The sequence below is a fragment of the Marinobacter sp. DS40M6 genome, from assembly GCF_028581595.1.
GTDB classification, from domain to species: Bacteria; Pseudomonadota; Gammaproteobacteria; order Pseudomonadales; family Oleiphilaceae; genus Marinobacter; species Marinobacter salarius.
Genome location: NZ_JAFCAE010000002.1, coordinates 558,341 through 578,636, shown reverse-complemented (window position 1 = coordinate 578,636; position 20,296 = coordinate 558,341). Strand labels below are relative to the sequence as shown.

Below are 20,296 nucleotides of genomic sequence, written 5' to 3'. Positions count from 1 at the left end.
GGGGTTCAGACGCGATACCGCCGTTCCGGTCGACCGACGCTGCCGTAGGTAACTTCCGCGGTTAACTCCCCCCGGCCAACGAGGAATTCCAGGTAGCGTCGCGCTGTCGTTCGTGACGCGCCCATGGCCTGGCCGACTTCCTCGGCACTCCACTGGCCGGATGAAACCACCTCGCGAATTTTATCCAATGTGATGCTATCGATGCCCTTGGGCAGTCTGTCTGTGGGTGCGGGCTGACTGGCTTCGCTTGACCCTCTGGGCAGCAGGGCATCGACTTCTTTCTGGGCGATTTGCACCAGGCCAGACAGTTGCCGCAAGTGGTCGCGGTAACGGTTGACGGCTTCCTCAAGGCGTTCGAAAACCAGGGGCTTGAGGATGTAGTCGAAGACGCCGCCGCGCAGGGCGCTCTTGAGCGGTTCCACTTCCTTGGCGGCGGTAATAAGAATAACGTCACTGCTGCTATCCCGCGCCCGGAGTTCCCGCAGCAGATCCAGACCATTGCCGTCGGGAAAATAGATATCCAGCAGGATCAGGTGTGGGGCCATAACGTCGATAAGGTCGCGTGCATCCCCCAGGCTGTGGGCAATGCCGCAAAGCTCCACATCCTCGAGTCGTTCAACAAACCGGCGCTGGATTTCGGCGATCTGCCGGTCGTCCTCAACAATCAGGATCCGAAGGGTATTCAATGGCTGTCACTCCCCTGACTGGTTTTCGGAAGGTAAAGGGTAAATCGCGAGCCCACGCCCGGTAGATTCTCCACCGTGATGGAGCCGCCCCAGCGATTCAGGAACTGACGCACCAGGTGCAGGCCATAACCGTGTTCTTCAGCGCCCGGCTTGGTGGTTACGCCTTTCTCGAAGATCTTCTGTTGAGATTCTTCCGGGATACCGGGCCCCTGATCTTCAACCTCAAAGATCAGTTCATGCCCCAAGTCTGTCATGGATAGCTGAACCCGTCCTCCTTCGCCCGTTTGATGAAGGGTCGCCTCGAGGGCGTTGTCGATGAGGTTGCCGAGGACACTCACCAACTGATCCCGCGGCATGTCGGCGGGTATGTCCACCATGCGGCTTTCGGCATCGATCTGTAAGCCCAGCCCCATCTCCCGGGCGCGATTGTACTTGCCCATAAGGCAACCGGCGATAACCGGATCGGGGACGGCTTCCAGAAGCAGGTGAATCAGTGCCTGATGGTCGCTGACTTCGCTGCCGATCAGATTCAACGCGTCGTCATAGGCTTCAATCTGGATCAGGCCCGCGATGGTGTGGAGCTTATTCGAGTATTCGTGAGTCTGGCTTCGCAAGGTATCTGCGTATTGTTGTATGCGAGTCAGTTGCCGGCTGACCTGATCCACCTCGTCCTTCAGCCTGAAACTGGCCACAACACCGGTAATCTCAGCGCCCTGGCGAACAGGTAACCGGTTGACGATCATCTGTCGGTTTCTCAGCCAGACCTCGCGGTCGAAGTCCGGCGTGCCGGATTCTAGTACCGACAGCAGGTCACTTTCGGGCAGAACATCGAGAATGGGACGGCCTGACAGCGGCGTGTCGGGGTCGATACCCAGGGTTTCCAGGGCGGTGCGGTTGAAGGTCGTGATTACACCGTCGCGGTTGATGGCGATGATGCCCTCCCGAACGGACTGCAAGGTGGCGTCCCGCTCCTGGAACAGGCGTGCGATTTCCTCGGGTTCCAGGCCGAAAATGGCGCGCTTGAAGCGCCCGGCGATCACCATCGCGATGAGTATGCTGACCAGCAGGGTAAGGCCAACCACGGTATACAGTACGAAGCTGTAGCGTTTGATGGTGGCATCCACCTGGTCAACTCCGTATCCCACGGAGACAATGCCGATGATCTCGCCAGTTTCTGGCTCGATCACCGGGGCCTTGCCACGCATGGACTCGCCGAGGCTGCCCGTGGCCCTTGCCACATAGGCCTTGCCATCAACCAGGGCACGCCGGCCCAGGTCACCGTCATCGTCGGCCATGGAGTGGCCAATGCGATCAGGGGAGGGGTGTGCCAGGCGTATGCCCTGGTGGTCACCAATGACGATGAACAAAGCTTCGTTGGTGCGGGTCAGTCGATTTGCCAGCCGGTTCAGCCCTTCAATATCACGCTCGTGTACGCCCTCGATCACCGAGGGGGCTGCCGCGACGGTCTTCGACACCATGAGAGCCCGTTGTCCGATTTCATCAAACAGGGAGTCGCTGAGGTAATAGCCGGCGAACACGCCTATGAGGATCGTCTGCGCTGCGCTGACGAATCCGAGCGTGAGGATCATTCGGGTTTTCAGTTTGGTTTTTCGGAACACGTTGTCAGCAGTGATTGGTTTGTTGTCGTTATGGGGTCAGGTTAAAACACCCGCTTTACGATTGCCCGTAAATTTTATGAACGAAACGCCCTTTAGTTTCTTTAAAGGCATTACGCGCACAAACTTCTGGCCTCAGTGGTGAATCTTTAACCTCAGTCCGGTAGCGCTTCACGTTGGCCCTGAACGCGGGCCCGTACCCTGGAAGCGATCACAAAAACAAGACAGAGGTGACAATCATGACTCTCAAACGAAGCTTGTCGTTTATCGCGGCAGCGGCTTTCAGCCTTAATGCCATGGCATGGCAACCCTCCGGAAAAGTGGAATGCATCGCCCCGTCCGACCCGGGTGGCGGCTGGGACTTTACCTGTCGCAGCGCTGGTAATGTAATGAGGGACCTTGGCCTGGTTGATGGCACCGTACAGACCATCAATATGGCCGGTGCTGGCGGCGGTGTTGCCTATGCTCACACGGTCAGCAAACGAGCGGAAGATGACAAGCTGATCGTCGCCGCATCAACGGCAACCACCACCCGTCTCGCCCAGAAACAGTTCCCCGGGCTGGATGCCGATATGGTGACCTGGATTGGCGCACTGGGCGCGGATTACGGCGTCATTGCCGTAGGCAAGGACTCACAGTATGAGAACCTGAATCAACTGCTCGATGCCATCAAGCAGAATCCGAAATCCGTCAAGTTCGCGGGCGGCAGTGCCCGGGGTGGCTGGGATCATCTGAAGGTGCTGATCACCGCGAAGGCCGCCGGCGCCGATCGACTGCCCGCCATTCCGTACCTTTCCTACAATAACGGTGGTGAGGCCATGACCCAGGTGGTCGGTGGCCAGGTCGACGCCTTCACCGGTGATATCTCCGAAGTCACCGGTTTCCTGTCGTCGGGCGACCTTCGTGTTCTGGCCGTGCTGGCCGACGAGCGCCTGCCGGGTGAATTTTCCGATATTCCGACCGCAAAAGAGCAGGGCGTTGACGCCGTTGGCCCGAACTGGCGCGGTTTTTACATGCCCAAGGGTGCTTCCAGTGAGTCCAAGGCGTTTTGGGTCGAGACCGTCGATACCCTGTATGCCAGTGAGGAGTGGAAAAAGGTGATGAAGGCCAATGGTCTCATCCCGTTCCATCCGCCTGCAGATGAGTTCGACAGCTTTGTCGAGCAACAGGTACAGGACATCGAGAACCTGTCCCGCGAAATAGGACTGCTGAAATGACAGGCCTGGGTGATCGGCTTCTTGGCCTGGGCCTGATGGTTCTGGCGGTGGCTTACGGCTGGGTTGCACAGCAGTGGCCCGAGCCGTTTGGCGGCGCCGAAACCGTTGGGCCGGAAACCTTTCCAACCATCCTTGCGGTGGTTCTGGTTGCCGGCAGCATCTATCTGATGGTCAAGCCGGACCCCGACGCCCAGTGGCCGCTGGGCCGGTCCGCAGTTGAGCTGGTGGTGTCGCTGGTTGTGCTGGTGGTCTACGCGATGCTGCTTGAACCCCTGGGGTTTGTCATCTCGACAACCCTGGCGGTTGGCACCCTTAGCTGGCGCATGGGCGCGCCCGCCAGGAATGCCTTTTTAACGGGCCTGATCAGCGCCGTGGTGGTGTTCGTCCTGTTCAACTATGGCCTGGCGTTGAGCTTGCCTGCTGGCATCCTGGAGGTGAACTGATGGAAACGCTCGGTTTTCTGATGGAGGGGTTTGCGGTTGCCCTGACACCGTACAACCTGATGTTTGCGCTCTTCGGCGCTTTCGTGGGCACCCTGATTGGTTGTTTGCCTGGCCTGGGGCCGGCAAACGGTGTGGCGATCCTCATCCCGTTGGCGTTTACCCTTGGCTTGCCGCCGGAAACTGCCATGATCCTGCTGACATCGGTTTACGCCGGCGCGATGTATGGCGGCCGTATTTCCTCCATCCTGCTCAACATTCCCGGTGACGAACCGGCGATGATGACCTGCCTGGATGGCTACCCCATGGCCCAAAAGGGGCGGGCGGCCGATGCGCTGGCGATCTCTGCTATTGCGTCCTTTGCCGGTGGGCTGATCGGCACTATAGGGTTGATCATGCTTGCCCCCGTGCTGGCGAGGTTTGCCTTGAGTTTCGGCCCGGCGGAGTATTTCGCGTTGTTCCTGCTGGCCTTCGCCACCCTGGGTGGTATTACCGGCAAGAACCCGATGAAGACGGTGATTGCCGCGACCCTGGGGATCATGATCTCCACTGTGGGCATCGATATCTCCACCGGCACCCAGCGCTACACCTTCGGTGTGCTGGAGCTGTACGAGGGTATTGATTTCATCCTGGCGATTGTTGGCCTTTTCGCCATTTCGGAGTTGTTGTTCTTCGTCGAGTCGCGCATGGGCGGTGGGCGTAAGAAAATGAACGTGGGCAAGCTGACCCTTACCTTCAAGGAGTTGGTCTCCACGGTTCCCACCCAGCTTCGTGGCGGCGTGCTTGGATTCATTTCCGGCGTGCTGCCGGGTGCCGGTGCGTCCCTGGGCAGTTTTATCAGCTACACCCTCGAAAAGAGCGTGATAGGCAAGAAGGGCACGTTCGGCGAGGGCGATATCCGGGGTGTGGTGGCGCCTGAGGCGGGCAACAACGGTGCCTCATCAGGCGCGCTCGTACCCATGTTGACCCTGGGCGTGCCAGGTAGCGGTACCACCGCGGTGCTGTTGGCGATGCTGATTTCATTGAACATCACTCCGGGCCCGCTGATGTTTACCCAGAACGCCGATATTGTCTGGGGCGTCATTGCCGCCCTGCTGATTGGCAATGTGCTGCTGCTGGTGCTTAACATCCCGTTGGTTGGCTTCTTTGTGCGCCTGCTGTCGGTGCCGCCCATGTACTTGCTGCCGATTGTGACCATGGTTGCCTTCGTGGGCATCTATTCCATCAGCAACAGCGCCTTCGACCTGTATTTCATGGTGGCGTTTGGCGTGGCGGGTTATTTCCTGCGCAAACTGGAAATTCCGGTGGTGCCGATTATTCTCGGGCTATTGCTCGGACCGGAGATGGAGAAGAACCTGGGGCATGCCCTGGTGTTGTCAGACGGCGACTGGAGCATTCTGTGGGAAAGCACCCTGGCCAAGAGCTTCTGGCTGGTTGCCGCTCTGAGCCTGGTGTTGCCTTATGTGGTGGGTCCGGTGCTGCGTCGCCGCATGAACGCGGCCATGAAGGAAAGCCCGGCCAGCGACTGATTCGGTTCCCGGTCGCTAACCTCCGCTTTGCCGCACCGGATGATCGGTGCGGCTTTTTTGTGCGCGCTGGTTAGAGATTCGCTTCGGCGTACTCCGCTAGAACAGAGCGCGGGACGCCCTGCAGGTGAATGTGCCCGCCATGGCGGAAGCTCTTGAAGCGCTCGGTCATGTAGGTCAGGCCTGAGCTCAGGGCGCTCAGATAAGGGGTGTCGATCTGAGCCAGGTTACCCAGGCAGATCACTTTGGAGCCGTTGCCGGCACGGGTGATGATGGTCTTGATCTGATGCGGTGTCAGGTTCTGGGATTCGTCGATGATGATCAGGCTGTGTTGGAAGCTGCGGCCACGAATGTAGTTCATCGACTTGAAGTGCAGTGGCACCTTGCTGAGGATGTAGTCCACGCTGGCGGTCATATTTTCATCGTCTTCGTGGAGAGCTTCGAGGTTGTCCACGATGGCCCCCAGCCAGGGCTCCATTTTCTCCGCTTCGGTGCCGGGGAGGAAGCCAATGTCCTCGTCCAGACCCTGAGTGCTACGGGTGGCGATGATGCGTTTGTACAGCTTGCTGGCAACCGTCATTTCGATACAGGCCGCGAGGGCGAGGATGGTTTTACCGGAGCCGGCGGAACCGGTCAGGTTTACCAGGTGGATATCGGGGTCCAGCAGCAGGTTCAGGGCAATGGCCTGGTATATATCCCGCGGTACCAGGCCCCAGACTTCCTCGTGCATCAGATCGTGCTGGTGCAGATCCCGAATGACAATCTGGTCTTCGCCCACATCAGACACCTTGCCAACGAATCCCTGTTCATCAATAACGAACTCGTTGATGGTCAGCCTGGCCAGGTCGCCCTCACGACGAAGGATGTGTTCGGTAATACCCTCCCGCTGGATGGTTTCGACCTTCTCGATGGTGTCCCAGAACGAGTTCGGGAATTCTTTGTACCCTTTCGGCAGCAGGTCAATATCGTCCAGCAGCATGTCGTTGTGATAGTCCTGGGCCTCCACGCCGAAGCCCCGGGCTTTCAATCGCATGTTGATGTCCTTGCTGACAAGGATGATGTCGCGCGATGTGTGGCGGGTTTGCAGGGCCGCCAGGGTATTGATGATCTTGTTGTCGTTCAGGTGCTCGGGCAGGCCATGGTTGCCCTGGTAGTCCGTGCTCATCAGTATCGATAACGCGCCGAGCGGTTCTGCTTTCTTGCCGCGCACGATGGGTACGCCTTTCTCGATTTCTCCTGGGCTGGCGTCACCCAGCAACTTGTCGATGTTGCGGATGGCCTGTCGGCAATCGGCAGCAACGGCCTGTTTGCCGGATTTGAGACTGTCGAGTTCTTCGAGGACCGTCATCGGAATGATGACGTCGTGTTCTTCAAAGTTCAGGAGGGCGTTCGGGTCGTGGATGAGGACGTTGGTGTCGAGGACATACATCTTTCTGCGAGCCTGCGATGCTCTTGGCATAGGGTGTGATACCTCTCTGGTCAGCCGTTCCCGGCACAGCGGTTGGTGAGCTCCTGGTCGGAGATCAGTTTGAGCATGTCATACGTGGTCACAATACCGGTGATCTTTTCGTCTTTGGTGATGAAAATCCGGTGCAGGTGTTCACGCATCATAATATCGGCAATGTCGCGCACAGGCGTTTGCTCGTCAACCGATAAAACGATAGGGGTCATGATGTCACGCACTTCCACCGGCACCTTGCCCATCTCCTCAAAAATGGCCATGCGCAGGCGCCGGGCTTCGTGTTCTTCTTCCGGGGTCATGCGCGCATCGGACTCGGAACGGCTGGCGTTCCAGCGGAATTCGGTGATGTCCTTCAGGGTGGCAATGCCGACAATCTCGCCCGTTTCGTCGGTAACCGGGCTGCCGGTGATTTCGTTGTCAGTGAGGAACCTGGCCAGACGGTCCATCGTCCAGGATTGGGGTACGGCCTTGATGCTCGGGGTCATGATCTCGTAGGCGAGAACGGTCATTGACGAATCGGCTCCGTTAGCAGGTCCTTTGTAAAAGAGCTTAGCTGTTGCTGATGTTCTAGTCATCCCCTGATTCAGCTTTGGGGGCTACATCTTTCAGTTGGCCCTGCGAGTCATAGATCAGTTCGTAGTTCTGGTAACGGTCCCACTGGGCAACCCGTTCCAACTGCTCCATGGAACGGATAGGAATGTCCACCAGCAGGGTGTTGACCAGCCAGCCGGGTATCGAACCGTTTGGCTCGGTGTGTTGAACCCAGATCATCCGGGTCTGGCCGTCTTCGGGAATAAAGCGGTAAAGGGTGTCGGACTTGTCGACACGGATGTAGTCATCTTCCTCGGCCCGTTGATCGGGAATGGCGTTGAGGTCCATCACGATTTCGCCGTCGACCTGTTGGCCCCGGGTGCGAATCCGTAGTACGTAATCCCGGTCGGTGACCGGCCAGGGCATATCGTTGACCGAGTAGGCGTAGCGCTCATCAAAGTCACCCGAGCCGAAGGCATAGGATTCCGAGCAGTTATGAACCCACTGAACACAGGATTTGGGATTGATCATAACCGCCATCAGATTCTCGATCGGCACATCAAGCACAGCCACAGCCTTGAAGGCCTGGAAGCTGGAGTTCGGCTGATCAGTGGTATAGACCCGGATACGATCGGTTTCCTTGCGAAGGCTCCAGTTTTCTGAGTCTTCGGCTGGCAGCCCGGCGAAGGTCAAACCTGAGGCCTGCAGGAAAACCGTGGTGGCTGCGAGCCAGATGACGCGTCGATTGGCCGGGCGTTGGTTGCCACGGGCTCTCAGGTTTTGCATGAGGTACACTTCCTTGAACATGGTCGGGCGAGTCTAGCACGACTGATCTGGTGCCAACCTGCTACGATCGGGGGTTTGTGAACTGGGTAACTGACTGAATTCCTGACGTTAACATTTGGCCCGAATTGACGATGAAAAAACCGAACAAGCGACTGATCGATGACCGAGGGCGGATTCCCTACGGCGTATTGGACACACCAGTGGATGTCATCAACTACCGGGACTTTGACCTCCGTACGGTGATGGATAAACCGCGCTCGGCCCTGGCCCGTAAAACCCGTTTTAACCAGTTCCAGTTCGTCAGTGCGATGGCGCCGGGTTGGGTGTTCGGGCTGGCGGTAGTGGATCTGAAACTGGTCAGTACGGCGTTTTTCTATCTTTATGATTTCAAGACCGGGCAGATGCTGGAGCAGTCCCTGACGCAGCCATTGGCGAAGGGAACTCACATTGAGCCAAGGCCTGAAACCGGGGTGACGGAGTTTCGTAAAGGGAAAACATGCGTTCGTATTACGTCGGACGGCCACTCGCGTGGTGTGTTGGTTTCCGGCCCCGGTGACCTCCGGATAGCCCTGAATATAGAAGGGGACACCCGCCCTCTGCGACTGGTGTGCCCAGCCGGTTACAGCGGTTGGGTGTTTACCCGTAAATCAGCGGGTCTGCCGGTGTCCGGAGACATTCGGTGGCAGGGACAGAGCTGGCAATGCGACTCGCTGTCACGCGCAGCCGTTGATTGGAGTTGCGGCTTTATGAGGCGCGAAACCGCCTGGAACTGGGCGAGTGTGGCAGGGGTGCTGGCAGATGGTCGTGCCGTTGGTCTCAATCTGGCGGCGGGCGTGAATGAAACCGGTATGACGGAAAATGCGCTCTGGCTGGAAGGGCGCTGTATCAAGCTCGGGCAGGCCCGTTTCGTGTTTGATCGCTACAATGAAACCGCACCCTGGCAGGTCACCACGGACGATGGCAGGATCGATCTCTGGTTTGAGCCATCGGGGGTTCGGCGGGAGCGACTCAATGCATGGCTGATTGCCTCCAATTTCCGCCAGTACATTGGTGCCTTTTCCGGCACAGTGCGCGATGAGGCGGGCAACTCAGTCCCCGTAGACGGGCTACGGGGACTGATGGAGGATCACTTCGCACGCTGGTAGTGGCGCGGTCAGTGTTCCGGCAGGGTAACGTTCAGTTCCAGTACCGAACAGCTGTCGTTGCGGTCAACTTCCACCTGGACCTGGTCATCGCTGATCTGAACGTACTTGCGGATGACCGCAAGCAGCTCTTTCTGCAATTCTGGCAGGTAGTCAGGTTGGTCGCGCTGGCCCCGTTCGTGGGCAACAATGATCTGTAGGCGTTCCTTGGCAACGCTGGCGGACCGGTTGTTTTTCTTGCTCTTGAAATAATCCAGGAAACTCATCCGTCAGCCCCCCTTGAACATCCGTGAGAAGAAACCTTTTTTCTGGGACGTCATGAAGCGATGTTCTCGCTCCTCACCCAGAAGGCGGGCCACGGCATCATCATAGGCCTGTCCGGCATCGCTGTCTTCCTCAAGAATGACCGGAACGCCCTGGTTGGAGGCATTCAGTACCACCTGGGACTCCGGAATCACGCCCAGCAGGGGGATGGCGAGAATTTCCTCCACATCGGCCACGGAAAGCATTTCGCCCTTTTCCACCCGATCCGGGTTGTAGCGGGATAGCAGCAGGTGTTCCTTTACGGGGTCCTGCCCCATCTCGGCTCTCCGCGACTTGCTCTGCAGGATGCCGAGAATACGGTCTGAATCCCGCACCGAGGACACTTCCGGGTTGGTAACAACTACCGCCTCATCGGCATAGTAGAGCGCCATCAGGGCGCCATGCTCAATGCCGGCGGGAGAATCACAGACAATGTAGTCAAACCGCTCGGACAGCTCGTTGATCACCTTCTCAACGCCATCTTTGGTCAGGGCTTCCTTTTCCCGGGTCTGGGAGGCCGGCAGGATATACAGGGTGTCGACCCGTTTGTCCCGGATCAGAGCCTGGTTGAGAGTGGCTTCGCCCTGGATCACATTCACGAAGTCGTACACCACCCTGCGTTCGCAGTTCATGATGAGATCCAGGTTGCGCAGGCCCACGTCGAAATCGATCACCACGGTTTTGTGGCCTCGCTTCGCCAGGCCGGTGCTGATAGAGGCGCTGGTTGTGGTTTTACCTACGCCACCTTTTCCTGAGGTAACGACAATGATTCTAGCCAAGGTTGCATTCCTGTTTTGCGGTGGATTCGTCGTTTTTCCCGCCCGTGCGGGTAGTTACGTTCTTTTCAGGCCTTCTCCAGTGGCGTTACCACCAGCAGGTCATCCCTGAGCTGGATCTGTACGGCGGTTTTCCAGCCGTTGTCCTGAAGATCTTCGGAGATTTTATAGTGTCCGGCGATGGACACAAGCTCTGCTTCAAGAGACTGGCAGAATACCCGTGCATGTTCCGCGCCGTGAATACCCGCGAGGGCCCGCCCGCGCAATGGTCCGTACACATGAACGTTGCCGGCCGCAAGCACTTCGGCGCCGGCTTGAACCGGCGCAAGGATGATCAGGTCGCCCTCGGGTGCGTAAACCTGCTGGCCCGAACGGACTGGCTGATTGATGATTTTCGCGGGCGCTGGCTCACCCGGATTCTCGACCCTGGCGGGAGTCGGGTTTTCGGTCGGTTCAGTGGCGGCCGATTCCGTGGCCGGCGCGGTATCGATGTCCCGGTCGCGCTGGTTGCCACCGGGAAGCAGCGCCAATGACGCACCGCGGGCGAGGCGGCGCTGATCATCGTTGCCACCGCGTACGCCGATGACATGGATGTTGTGGCGGCGGCAGGCGCCGATGATCTTGAAAAAATCCAGTTCGCTGCTCAGCCCCTCATACTTTTCCAGGCTGATGATCAGGGGGATGTCCTTGAAGAATCCGGGTGCCTGGCTGATTTTGTCTCTGAGCGTGCTTTCGAAGTCGTCATTGTCAAAAAAATACAGCTCCAGTGCGGTCATGGAAACGTTCGCACTCTTCAGTTGGAAGCACTGCTTTACCCCGGATACGGCGGTCTCGCTCATGGATGGGTCTCTTCCGTGGTGTCGTCCTGAGTAGTGCCCGGGCGTTTGCGAAGCGCCGGGCCGTCAAAGCGGATACCGGACCAGCCGGTGCCCATGAACTGGCGGATATTGCCATGGCTTTCACCTGCCGGTTCGTCCAGCACTTGCTGGTAGTGCTGGGCAAACAGACGCAACGTGTCGGATTCGGTCAGGTTGCAGTATTGGGCCAGGGAAAATACCCGGCATGAACCGGCGTTCTCGCCGGTGCCATTGTACAGCGGTCCGTTGTGAAACCCGGTGGGCTGATAGTCGAAGAATCGGTCAATCAGCGCCAGGGTATCGTCAAAGTCGCCATGGCCGGCCTCAACCGATGCCAGGTGGATACGAACCGCGTCATTGACGTTCATGCCTTGTGGTCCTGTTTGGGCCCTTGCTGATAGCGGGCTTTCCACTCTTCATAAGGCATGCCATAGATGATCTCCCGGGCGTCCGGGTCAGACAGCTCGAAGCCTCTCTCGGCGGCTTCGGCGCGATACCATTTGGAGAGGCAATTGCGACAGAACCCTGCCAGGTTCATAAGGTCAATATTCTGGACCTCGGTGTGCTCGCGCAGATGGTTGACCAGCTTTCGAAACGCGGCGGCTTCGATTTCCGTCTGCGATTGTTCTGGGATCGGGTTTGTCATGATTGCTCACACCTGTCTCTGTCGTCGTTGGGAGTTGCTACTCGGAGCTCCTGACATTCTCAGCATGTTACCGTAAGATACAAGGCTGTACATATGTACAGATAATTTACTTGATTGAAGAGTCATGGCCCAGCGCAAGATTATCCATGTAGATTGCGACTGCTTCTACGCCGCCGTGGAAATGCGGGACGATCCCTCATTAAGGGAAGTTCCGCTGGCCGTGGGTGGCGAAGGTGGCCGCGGAGTGGTTACCACCTGCAACTATAAAGCGAGGGCTTTTGGCGTGCGGTCCGCCATGCCTGGCGGCGAAGCCCGGCGCTTGTGCCCCGGCCTGGTGACCGTGCCGCCGGACATGGCCCGCTACCGGGCGGTGTCGAAACAGGTGATGGCCATTCTGAGGGAATTGACCGATCTGGTGGAGCCGCTGTCGCTGGACGAAGCCTTCCTGGATGTCAGCGAGGTAACCGAGCATAAGGGCAGTGCCACGTTGATGGCGCAGTACTTGCGCAAACGAGTGAAAGATGAGGTGGGTATCACCATTTCCGCCGGTGTGGCCCCCAACAAGTTCCTGGCGAAGATTGCCAGTGATTGGAAAAAACCTGACGGCCTGTTCGTGATCCGCCCTGAGGACGTCAAGGGTTTCGTTCAGGACCTGAAGGTCGAGAAGCTTTTTGGCGTGGGGCAAGTGACCGCTGGCAAACTTCACACGATGGGCGTTGCCACCTGTGGCGACATTCAGGCGCTACCCGCTGAAGCCCTGCCGGAGAAGTTTGGCAAGCAGGGGTACCGGCTGCGGGAAATGGCGTTCGGCCGTGATGACCGGGATGTGGTGGTGTCGCGCATTGCCAAGTCCGTCAGCGTGGAACGGACCTTTTCCCAGGACCTGCCGGACAAGCGCGCCTGCGAGTCGGTGATGGCCTCGCTGGTGGCCGACCTGAACCTCCGGCTCAGCCGCAAGGCCGGCCGAAAACCCATTCACAAGCTGTTTATCAAGATTCGTTACAGCGACTTTTCCACCCATACCCTGGAGCGTGTGCGCGACCGGATTCAGGAGCCCGAGCTGGAAGACTATCAGCCGCTGCTGGATGAACTGGTGACTGATACGGGTCGCCCGGTGCGCCTGTTGGGGCTGGGCGTGCGCTTTCGCAGTGATGAGTCGCCGGTTATGCAACTGCGGCTATTTGAATAAACCGGTCGTACAGGCCGTTAACCGAAGCCAGGCCCAGGCAACCGCCGATCAAGGCGCCTGCCGCTACATCGCTGGGGTAATGAAGGCCGAGCACGACCCGGGAGGCGGCAACACTCAGGGTGAACGGCAACAACAGCCAGGCCACCTCAGGCGCTGTCATGGCCAGCACCGTATTGAAGCAGACGGCATGTAGGGTGTGGCCGGACGGAAAGCTGTAACGGTCCAGGGGCGGTGTGCCGCAGTTTATCGAAGGAAACGATATAAACGGGCGCTCGCGGATCAGCCAGCGCTTCAGCAGCTTGTAGGTAATGGTGCAGGTCAGGCCGGTAGCCACCATCAGCAGCGCGATGGCGAGCCCGGCCTGAGGCATAAGCACTGGCATCGACAGGATGACCAGATACCATAGCCAACCATCACCCAGCCGGCTGACAACCTTAAAGTACCCCTGAACCGGTCGAAACCGCAGAGAGCGATTGATGGACTGGCAGAGGGCAAATTCCCTCTGATCCACCACGTTAAAGAAGCGAGATGCCTTGCTTGTGGAGGGCATTGTAGCTGTTCCTCAGTGGCTGGTTCAGTATCAGGTGTTCGAACTGCTCAACCTGTGCGGCCCAATTCAGGTCCAGTGCGTCCAGGCGTGCCTGTGCCCGTACCCTGTTCATCAGGGTTGGCTGGTCAGCCAGGCGCAGGGCATGATCGACAAAGCCTTCGTCGTTGCTGAGCTGAGCCTTCATGCCGTTGTCTTCATGGCGGATATGTTCGCTGGCGGCGGCATCGTCAAAAGCAACCACCGCCAGGCCGCTGGCCATGGCTTCAGTAACCACGTTGCCGAAGGTGTCGGTTTTGCTGGGGAACAGGAAGATGTCACCGGAGGCATAGTGCCGGGCCAGATCTTCGCCACGGCGGGTTCCTGCAAAAATGTAATCCGGATGGCGTTCGGCAAGGCGCTTGCGCATCGGCCCATCACCTACGAGTATGAATTTCGCGCAGGGGTGCAGCCCGCGGATACGCTCAAAGCATGACACCGCCATCTGAAGGTTTTTTTCCGGAGCGAGGCGACCAACATAGAGTACCGCGCGGTCGTTGGCTTGCAGTCCCCATTGTTGCCGGAGCACCGTGTCCCGTTTGTGGGGCGAAAAACGGGTGCAGTCAACGCCGCGACTCCAGACCGATGTCGGTTGAATGCCCATGTCATGGGTGGTTTGTGCGATTTTCCGGGTGGGGACCAGTGTTATGGCCGTCCTGTTATGAAACCAACGGCCGTAGCTGCACAACAGTTTTTCCAGGAACCCGGCACCGTAGTAGCGACTGTAGGCATGGAAGTTGGTGTGAAAGCCGGAACTGACCGGGATGCCGGCCCGTCTGGCGGCCGCAACGGCCGCTACGCCGAGGGGGCCTTGAGTGGCAACGTAAATGGCATCCGGGCGTTGATGCTTCCAGAGTGAGGCCAGGAAGCCCGGCCGGGTCATTCCGAACCTCAGGTCACTGTAACCCGGTAGCGGCAGGCCGGTCACAACTTGCTCGTCGGAAAACAGGCATTCCCCGGCACCATCGAATCGTCCTTTCGATTCATGGCGCTGGCGTGGACGGATGACCGTCACCTTGTGGCCACGTTGCATCAGGCCCAGGCATAGGTGCCTGAGGGTGTTCGCCACGCCATTGATTTCCGGAGGAAAGGTCTCCGAAACAATGGTAATGTGGTGCTTGCGCCCTGAAGCCTGGGTGACTCTCATCGCGGTGTTACCTGTGGTTTCCTCTTTCATGCCTCCACTATGGAAACCTGGCATGACAGTTCCGGGACAATCCCGTGACAATCCCTTTACCTTTTTCACCAATCAGATTCGGGAGTACGCATGAAAACCCGCAAGCTCGGCAGGACCGACATTGATGTAAGCGAGATTTGCCTGGGCACCATGACCTGGGGCGAGCAAAATACCGAACAGCAAGCGTTTGAGCAGCTGGACCTGGCCACCTCCGAGGGCATTAATTTCATCGATGCCGCGGAGATGTACCCGGTGCCCCCGCGGGCTGAAACCCAGGGCCTCACGGAAAGCTATCTGGGCAACTGGCTGGCGAAGCGGGGCCGTCGCGACGATCTGGTGATTGCTTCCAAAGTGGCGGGGCCGGGTAATGGACTGGGTTACCTCCGGGATGGCCCGCGCCTGACCCGGGACCATATTCGTCAGGCCTGTGAAGACAGCCTGCGCCGGCTCAAGACCGATTATATCGACCTCTATCAGGTGCACTGGCCGGATCGTAACGCCAATTTCTTTGGCAAGCTGGGGTACCGGCACAGTGTGGACGAGCAGGCGACCCCCATTGAAGAGACACTGGGCACACTGGCGGAGCTGGTCAAGGAAGGCAAAGTCCGCCACGTAGGAATCTCCAACGAAACCCCATGGGGAACGAACGAATACCTCAGGCTGGCCCGGGAGCATGACTGGCCCAGGGTGGTCAGCGTCCAGAACCCCTATAACCTGCTCAACCGCACGTTTGAGGTGGGAATGGCGGAAATTGCCTGCCGTGAACAGGTTGGTCTGCTCGCGTACTCCCCGCTGGCCTTCGGCATGCTCTCTGGCAAATATCTCGATGGCAAGCGCCCGGAAGGCGCCAGGATGACCTTGTTTGAGCGCTTCACCCGTTACACCAGCGGTCGTGGTGCCGAGGCGACCCGAGCCTACGTAGACCTGGCGGCCAGCCACGGGCTGTCACCGGTACAGATGGCGCTGGCGTACGTGACCAGCCGTGATTTCGTTACCAGCAACATTATTGGGGCCACGACGCTTGAGCAGCTTCGTGAAAACCTGGGGTCAGCGTCGGTGTCCCTGAGCGAAGAGGTGCTTGGGGAGATAGAGAACCTTAACCAGGTGTACACCTACCCCTGCCCTTAATCCTGCAAGCGTTACGGTTTTTTAACAACTCCCATCGTGAAGCAGCCACTCTGACCGTTACAGGCGGCAGAGTGGGGTGCTTACAGTTTGCAACAAAAATTGCTGTTTTCTTGACAAAAATGCGGTGATCCTGTGACAAAAAAGCGGCGCTTTTGTGTGCAAAATCACATCTTTCTGACCTTTAATCATTAGACTTAAGCATTACATGACAGTAGAATTCCGCTTCGATTACAGGTCGCCAGAATTATTATGATTATCCGTATCTTCGTCGCACTACTTGCACTCAACATGATCGCCTTCGTCGTTCGCGCCGAAGCGAGCGAACGTGTGTTTGCAGACGAAGTTCCGGCCGAGAATGTGTATCAGCTTCAGGAAGAGATGTCGGGTGACTTCGAGCGTGAAGAATCCGACATGTATGCGACCATTGGTTCTCGCCTGCTGAGCCTCAGTCTCAGCGGCTCAGATTCGGGAAAGAAGTCCTACGCGTCTGATCGTGCCAAGCCGGACCACGGTATTGCATTGCTTGAAGAGGGCGCCTGCCTCAACCTTCGCTGGAATTTTTGAACTCCCGCCGACGTTTTCTCCTTCTGAACCCTGACTGACCTCCCACGAATCCTCGCCACCGCTTATCTGTCTCAGTGCATTGCCTGTCGCAATGGCACATGTGATTATCCATATCGGTAAGCATTCTGACGGCAACTAAGGGAGTAACACTATGGCCGCGATGGTGGAGGAACAACCGGTAACGCTCGCAGACAGCAGCGCCTGTGTAGACGAGCTGATTCGCCGGGTGGGTAAGCGCATCACACTCGGCCTGCCACTGGGGCTTGGTAAACCCATACGTTTTGCCAATGCTCTCTACCAGCGTGCCAAGGACGATCCGTCCATAGAGCTTCACATTGTCACGGCGCTATCCCTGACCGCGCCCGGTGGCAGTTCATCGCTGGAAAAGCGTTTCATGGGCCCGTTCGCCGAGCGCCTGTACGGGCGGATTCCGGAACTTGATTACGCACGGGACGTGATTGGTCAGCGTTTGCCCGAGAACGTGCGGGTATCCGAGTTCTTCTTCAAGGCCGGGTCCTTCCTGAATAACAAGGACCAACAGCGCAACTATGTCTGTACCAACTACACCCATGCAGTGCGCGACCTTATGGCGCTCGGTGTCAATGTCGTCGGCCAGATGGTGGCTCCGGCGACCGAGCCGGATCAGGAAGGCTACGTTAGCCTGAGCTGCAACCCGGATCTGAGTCTGGACCTGCTGCCCCTGTTACGGGCGCGGGAAGCGGCCGGAACCCCCGTGGCGTTGGTGGCAGAGACCAACAGCCATTTGCCCTTTCTCGGCAATGACGCCGCCGTCGAGACGGGCCAGTTTGATATCGTCCTGGAGCATGCCGCCTCCGACTACCCCCTGTTTTCGGCACCACAAATGTCGGTCAGCCCGGAGGATCACCTTATCGGGTTCTACGCCAGTGCGTTGCTCCGGGATGGAGGGACCCTGCAGGTGGGGATTGGCTCGCTGGGCGCGGCGTTGGTTCACAGCGCGATTCTGCGGCATCGTCACAACGAGCATTGGACGCAGGTGTTTGATCACCTGAAGGTGGCAGACCGCTTCCCGGTGGTTTCCGAGTGCGGTGGCACGGATGTCTTCGAGGAGGGACTCTACGGCTGCAGTGAAATGATGGTGGATGGTTTTATTTACCTCATGGAGGCGGGTGTCCTGACCCGCGAGGTGTTTGATCATGCCGGACTGCAAACATTGATAAACCGGGGCGAACTTACTCACAGTGTTTCTCTCGACACCCTGGATGTCCTGCGGCGGGAACAGTTGATCGACTCGCCGTTACGGGCCAGGGACGTGCAGTGGCTGTGTCGTTACGGCATCCTTAATCCGGAGGTCGAGTTCAAAGGCGGGCGGTTGCGTGTGGGCGAGCAATCCCTGGATCCGGATCTCGACAGTGAGGAGGCGAGAAGCGCCATTGAGTCGTTGGCCCTGGGAAAGTCACTGACCGGAGGGATTGTGGTGCATGGTGGCTTCTTCGTCGGCCCCGAAGCCTTCTATCAGCGGTTGCGGGACCTGGCGCCGCGCGACCGCCAACGCATCTGCATGACCAGCGTCAACTACATCAACCACTTATATGACCACGCGTTCGGCAACCAGCGTCTGAAAGCTGCACAGAGGGTGCATGGCCGGTTTATCAACTCGGCGATGATGCATACGCTAAGCGGTGCGGCCGTGTCCGACGGGCTGGAAGACGGTCGTGTGGTTAGCGGTGTTGGCGGCCAGTACAATTTTGTCGCCATGGCCCACGAGCTGCCGGGCGCGCGGTCTATCCTGACCCTGCGCAGCACCCGTAAGTCCGGTGAGGAAACACTGTCCAACATTGTCTTCAGTTACGGGCACTGCACCATTCCCCGTCATCTTCGCGACATAGTCATCACCGAGTACGGTATTGCGGATCTGAGGGGTCAGTCCGACGAGCAGGTATACCTGCAACTGATCCGCATTGCAGATTCCCGTTTCCAGGCCGATTTGCTGAAGCAGGCCCAGAAAGCGGGAAAAGTGGATGCTTCGTTTCGTCTGCCTGAGCACTGGTGCAATAACACGCCGGAGGCGGTTGGAGAGGCTGTAAAGATCGCCGGAGACACGGATATGTTTCCAGCATTCCCGTTCGGGCGGGACTTTACCGATGAAGAACTCCGGCTGGGCAAGGCTTTACAAACTCTGAAGGCCGCAACGGCGACTCGTCGTGGTAAACTGTTGACTTTTTGGCGCGCCGTTAAGGCAAACGACGACGACAATCGCTACCAGCCGTTGCTGGAGCGCATGAGCCTGGATAAACCCCGGAGCCTGAAGGCGAGACTGGACCGGCGCCTGGTTATCCATGGCCTGAATCTGACTGATACACCCCCGAATACAGGAAACACAAACGCCTGATGCAAAAACCTGCTGTATTAACCGTCCACTATGTCCTCAAGAACAAGCTCGGTGAGCTGGTTGACACCTCCGAGGGCAGCGAGCCGCTTCATTTCCTGGAAGGCAGCCCGGAAATCATCGAAGGCATCCAGAAAGCGGTGAAAGACCGTAATGTCGGTGATTGCCTGGAAGTGACCGTACCTCCGGCCATGGCGTATGGAGAACATAATCCGGAGCTGATCCGCAAAGTACCCCGTTCCATGTTCGAGAACGTGGAGAACCTGCAGGTAGGGATGAAGTTTCAAACCAATACCGGCGACACGGCCCAGGTGGTACAGGTGGTAAGCATTGATGGCAATCTGGTGCGGGTGGATGCCAACCATCCTCTGGCGGGTTTTACCCTGTACTTTGATCTGGAGATCATCGGTAAGCGTGAAGCCACGGAAGAGGAAATCAACGCCGGCCATCCGCTGAGCTGAATTACAGCTCCGGGCCGGCAACCGCTGTCGGCCCGTCTGATGCCTGGTCTGAAAGGCGTCCCGCCTGAATCTGCCGCAACCCATCGTGTACTGTCTGCCGCAAATCCCGCGTTACATCTGTCAGGTCCGTGCTGTCGTCGATAGTCACCACCGGATGGGCGATAACGCCGACCTCGACCGCCGGCTGGCGCAGCATGCGCATTAAATGATGCTGAAACTCATCGTCACCAATGAACGGCGCCAAATGGTCGGGATGGCCGTTTCTCAAATAACCGATGCTCAGAGGTTGTATGTCCACGCCTGCATCCGCCGCGGCGTGAAGCAGCCGGCTATGGAAGGGCAGGACGGTCACTCCGGCTGTGGTGGTGCCTTCGGGAAACACCAGCACCGATTGCCCGTTCAGAAGGGTGCGGGCAATTTCGTCGCGGGCCTGGCCGGCTTTGCCACTGCCGCGCTGAATGAACAGCGTGCCCGCCTGCGTGGCCAGCCAACCGATCACCGGCCAGCGGCCTACTTCCGCTTTGGACAGGAAGCGCAGGGGCACCTGTCCGCCAAGTACAGGAATGTCCGACCAGGAGATGTGGTTGCTGACATAGAGCACGGGCCTGTTGCTGAAGGTGCCCTGCGTGGACATGCGAAAGCCAAGGCAGCGACTGGCTCCGTTAAAGCAGATGCGGGCGAAGGGCGCGCGGTCGATTTGGCAACGGAACAGGGTCTCAACCAGTAACAGAGTGCCGGCAAGCGTTGCCGTCAGGCCCATGAAGCCGGTAAAGAGTACCAGTCTTGCGGTCAGGCGTATCAGTTCCATAACCAATCCTCGGGTTGCCAGGGTAGT

Annotated in this window: 22 protein-coding genes; 9 read left to right on the top strand and 13 right to left on the bottom strand. The window is 58.2% G+C overall.

Going from position 1 to position 20,296, the window contains the following annotated elements:
* Positions 1 to 5 precede the first annotated feature (5 nt).
* Positions 6 to 686, bottom strand: coding sequence for a response regulator (locus JJO78_RS06725; protein ID WP_075195996.1), 681 nt, complete (start codon positions 684 to 686; stop codon positions 6 to 8).
* Positions 683 to 2,275: an ATP-binding protein gene (locus tag JJO78_RS06720; RefSeq protein ID WP_075195995.1), complete on the bottom strand. Its 1,593-nt coding sequence runs from the start codon at positions 2,273 to 2,275 to the stop codon at positions 683 to 685. Before JJO78_RS06720 ends, JJO78_RS06725 begins: the two co-directional genes overlap by 4 nt.
* 266 nt (positions 2,276 to 2,541) lie before the next feature.
* Between JJO78_RS06720 and JJO78_RS06715 the strand changes: the two genes are divergently transcribed.
* From JJO78_RS06715 to JJO78_RS06705, 3 genes are read left to right on the top strand one after another with little or no spacing between them, the layout of a single operon-like run.
* Positions 2,542 to 3,519, top strand: a complete 978-nt coding sequence (locus JJO78_RS06715; protein WP_036204065.1) for a Bug family tripartite tricarboxylate transporter substrate binding protein — start codon at positions 2,542 to 2,544, stop codon at positions 3,517 to 3,519.
* Positions 3,516 to 3,962 (top strand): tripartite tricarboxylate transporter TctB family protein, encoded by a 447-nt coding sequence (locus JJO78_RS06710; protein ID WP_036204068.1) that lies wholly within the window; start codon positions 3,516 to 3,518, stop codon positions 3,960 to 3,962. Before JJO78_RS06715 ends, JJO78_RS06710 begins: the two co-directional genes overlap by 4 nt.
* Positions 3,962 to 5,488: a tripartite tricarboxylate transporter permease gene (locus tag JJO78_RS06705; protein WP_036204071.1), complete on the top strand. Its 1,527-nt coding sequence runs from the start codon at positions 3,962 to 3,964 to the stop codon at positions 5,486 to 5,488. The genes JJO78_RS06710 and JJO78_RS06705 overlap by 1 nt, the downstream gene beginning before the upstream one ends.
* A gap of 70 nt (positions 5,489 to 5,558) precedes the next feature.
* On the opposite strand, the gene JJO78_RS06700 is transcribed toward JJO78_RS06705, so the two are convergent.
* From JJO78_RS06700 to JJO78_RS06690, 3 genes are read right to left on the bottom strand one after another with little or no spacing between them, the layout of a single operon-like run.
* Entirely contained in the window at positions 5,559 to 6,944 is a 1,386-nt protein-coding gene (locus JJO78_RS06700) for a PhoH family protein (protein WP_036204072.1), read from the bottom strand.
* 20 nt (positions 6,945 to 6,964) lie between these two features.
* Positions 6,965 to 7,456, bottom strand: coding sequence for a CBS domain-containing protein (locus JJO78_RS06695; protein ID WP_036204075.1), 492 nt, complete (start codon positions 7,454 to 7,456; stop codon positions 6,965 to 6,967).
* 58 nt (positions 7,457 to 7,514) lie between these two features.
* A complete protein-coding gene (locus tag JJO78_RS06690; protein ID WP_075195994.1) occupies positions 7,515 to 8,264 on the bottom strand; it encodes an START domain-containing protein in 750 nt (249 codons plus the stop codon).
* 131 nt (positions 8,265 to 8,395) lie between these two features.
* On the opposite strand from JJO78_RS06690, the gene JJO78_RS06685 reads away from it, so the two are divergent.
* Complete coding sequence (locus tag JJO78_RS06685; protein ID WP_075195993.1) at positions 8,396 to 9,409, top strand: DUF2804 domain-containing protein; 1,014 nt, start codon at positions 8,396 to 8,398, stop codon at positions 9,407 to 9,409.
* An 8-nt stretch (positions 9,410 to 9,417) separates the two neighbouring features.
* On the opposite strand, the gene minE is transcribed toward JJO78_RS06685, so the two are convergent.
* The 5 genes from minE to JJO78_RS06660 form a co-directional block, all read right to left on the bottom strand.
* Positions 9,418 to 9,672: a cell division topological specificity factor MinE gene (gene minE, locus JJO78_RS06680; RefSeq protein WP_007154416.1), complete on the bottom strand. Its 255-nt coding sequence runs from the start codon at positions 9,670 to 9,672 to the stop codon at positions 9,418 to 9,420.
* Between the two features lie 3 nt (positions 9,673 to 9,675).
* Positions 9,676 to 10,488 carry a septum site-determining protein MinD gene (gene minD, locus JJO78_RS06675; RefSeq protein ID WP_036204085.1) on the bottom strand — a complete coding sequence of 271 codons (813 nt, stop codon included), beginning with the start codon at positions 10,486 to 10,488 and terminating at the stop codon, positions 9,676 to 9,678.
* A gap of 65 nt (positions 10,489 to 10,553) precedes the next feature.
* Positions 10,554 to 11,324, bottom strand: coding sequence for a septum site-determining protein MinC (gene minC / locus JJO78_RS06670; protein ID WP_036204088.1), 771 nt, complete (start codon positions 11,322 to 11,324; stop codon positions 10,554 to 10,556).
* The gene (locus tag JJO78_RS06665) at positions 11,321 to 11,710 is read right to left on the bottom strand and encodes a HopJ type III effector protein (RefSeq protein WP_036204091.1); all 390 of its coding nucleotides are present in this window, start codon (positions 11,708 to 11,710) and stop codon (positions 11,321 to 11,323) included. The genes minC and JJO78_RS06665 overlap by 4 nt, the downstream gene beginning before the upstream one ends.
* Positions 11,707 to 11,988, bottom strand: coding sequence for a DUF1244 domain-containing protein (locus JJO78_RS06660; protein WP_036204094.1), 282 nt, complete (start codon positions 11,986 to 11,988; stop codon positions 11,707 to 11,709). Before JJO78_RS06660 ends, JJO78_RS06665 begins: the two co-directional genes overlap by 4 nt.
* 124 nt (positions 11,989 to 12,112) lie before the next feature.
* Between JJO78_RS06660 and dinB the strand changes: the two genes are divergently transcribed.
* Positions 12,113 to 13,177 carry a DNA polymerase IV gene (gene dinB / locus JJO78_RS06655; RefSeq protein WP_036204097.1) on the top strand — a complete coding sequence of 355 codons (1,065 nt, stop codon included), beginning with the start codon at positions 12,113 to 12,115 and terminating at the stop codon, positions 13,175 to 13,177.
* Here the strand turns inward: dinB and JJO78_RS06650 are convergent.
* Positions 13,152 to 13,727, bottom strand: coding sequence for a phosphatase PAP2 family protein (locus JJO78_RS06650; protein ID WP_036204101.1), 576 nt, complete (start codon positions 13,725 to 13,727; stop codon positions 13,152 to 13,154). The genes dinB and JJO78_RS06650 overlap by 26 nt on opposite strands.
* Positions 13,693 to 14,940 (bottom strand): glycosyltransferase family 4 protein, encoded by a 1,248-nt coding sequence (locus JJO78_RS06645; RefSeq protein WP_075195992.1) that lies wholly within the window; start codon positions 14,938 to 14,940, stop codon positions 13,693 to 13,695. The genes JJO78_RS06650 and JJO78_RS06645 overlap by 35 nt, the downstream gene beginning before the upstream one ends.
* Before the next feature lie 90 nt (positions 14,941 to 15,030).
* Here JJO78_RS06645 and JJO78_RS06640 point away from each other — a divergent pair, with 90 nt between their 5' ends.
* From JJO78_RS06640 to JJO78_RS06625, 4 genes are all read left to right on the top strand, one after another.
* Positions 15,031 to 16,068, top strand: a complete 1,038-nt coding sequence (locus JJO78_RS06640) for an NADP(H)-dependent aldo-keto reductase (RefSeq protein WP_036204104.1) — start codon at positions 15,031 to 15,033, stop codon at positions 16,066 to 16,068.
* 249 nt (positions 16,069 to 16,317) lie between these two features.
* Positions 16,318 to 16,632: a hypothetical protein gene (locus tag JJO78_RS06635; protein WP_041333497.1), complete on the top strand. Its 315-nt coding sequence runs from the start codon at positions 16,318 to 16,320 to the stop codon at positions 16,630 to 16,632.
* Between the two features lie 160 nt (positions 16,633 to 16,792).
* The gene (locus JJO78_RS06630) at positions 16,793 to 19,003 is read left to right on the top strand and encodes an acetyl-CoA hydrolase/transferase C-terminal domain-containing protein (protein WP_075196024.1); all 2,211 of its coding nucleotides are present in this window, start codon (positions 16,793 to 16,795) and stop codon (positions 19,001 to 19,003) included.
* Entirely contained in the window at positions 19,003 to 19,461 is a 459-nt protein-coding gene (locus JJO78_RS06625; protein WP_041333500.1) for an FKBP-type peptidyl-prolyl cis-trans isomerase, read from the top strand. Before JJO78_RS06630 ends, JJO78_RS06625 begins: the two co-directional genes overlap by 1 nt.
* A 1-nt stretch (position 19,462) precedes the next feature.
* Here JJO78_RS06625 and JJO78_RS06620 read toward each other — a convergent pair whose 3' ends face one another.
* Complete coding sequence (locus JJO78_RS06620; protein ID WP_075195991.1) at positions 19,463 to 20,269, bottom strand: lysophospholipid acyltransferase family protein; 807 nt, start codon at positions 20,267 to 20,269, stop codon at positions 19,463 to 19,465.
* Positions 20,270 to 20,296: the final 27 nt, after the last annotated feature.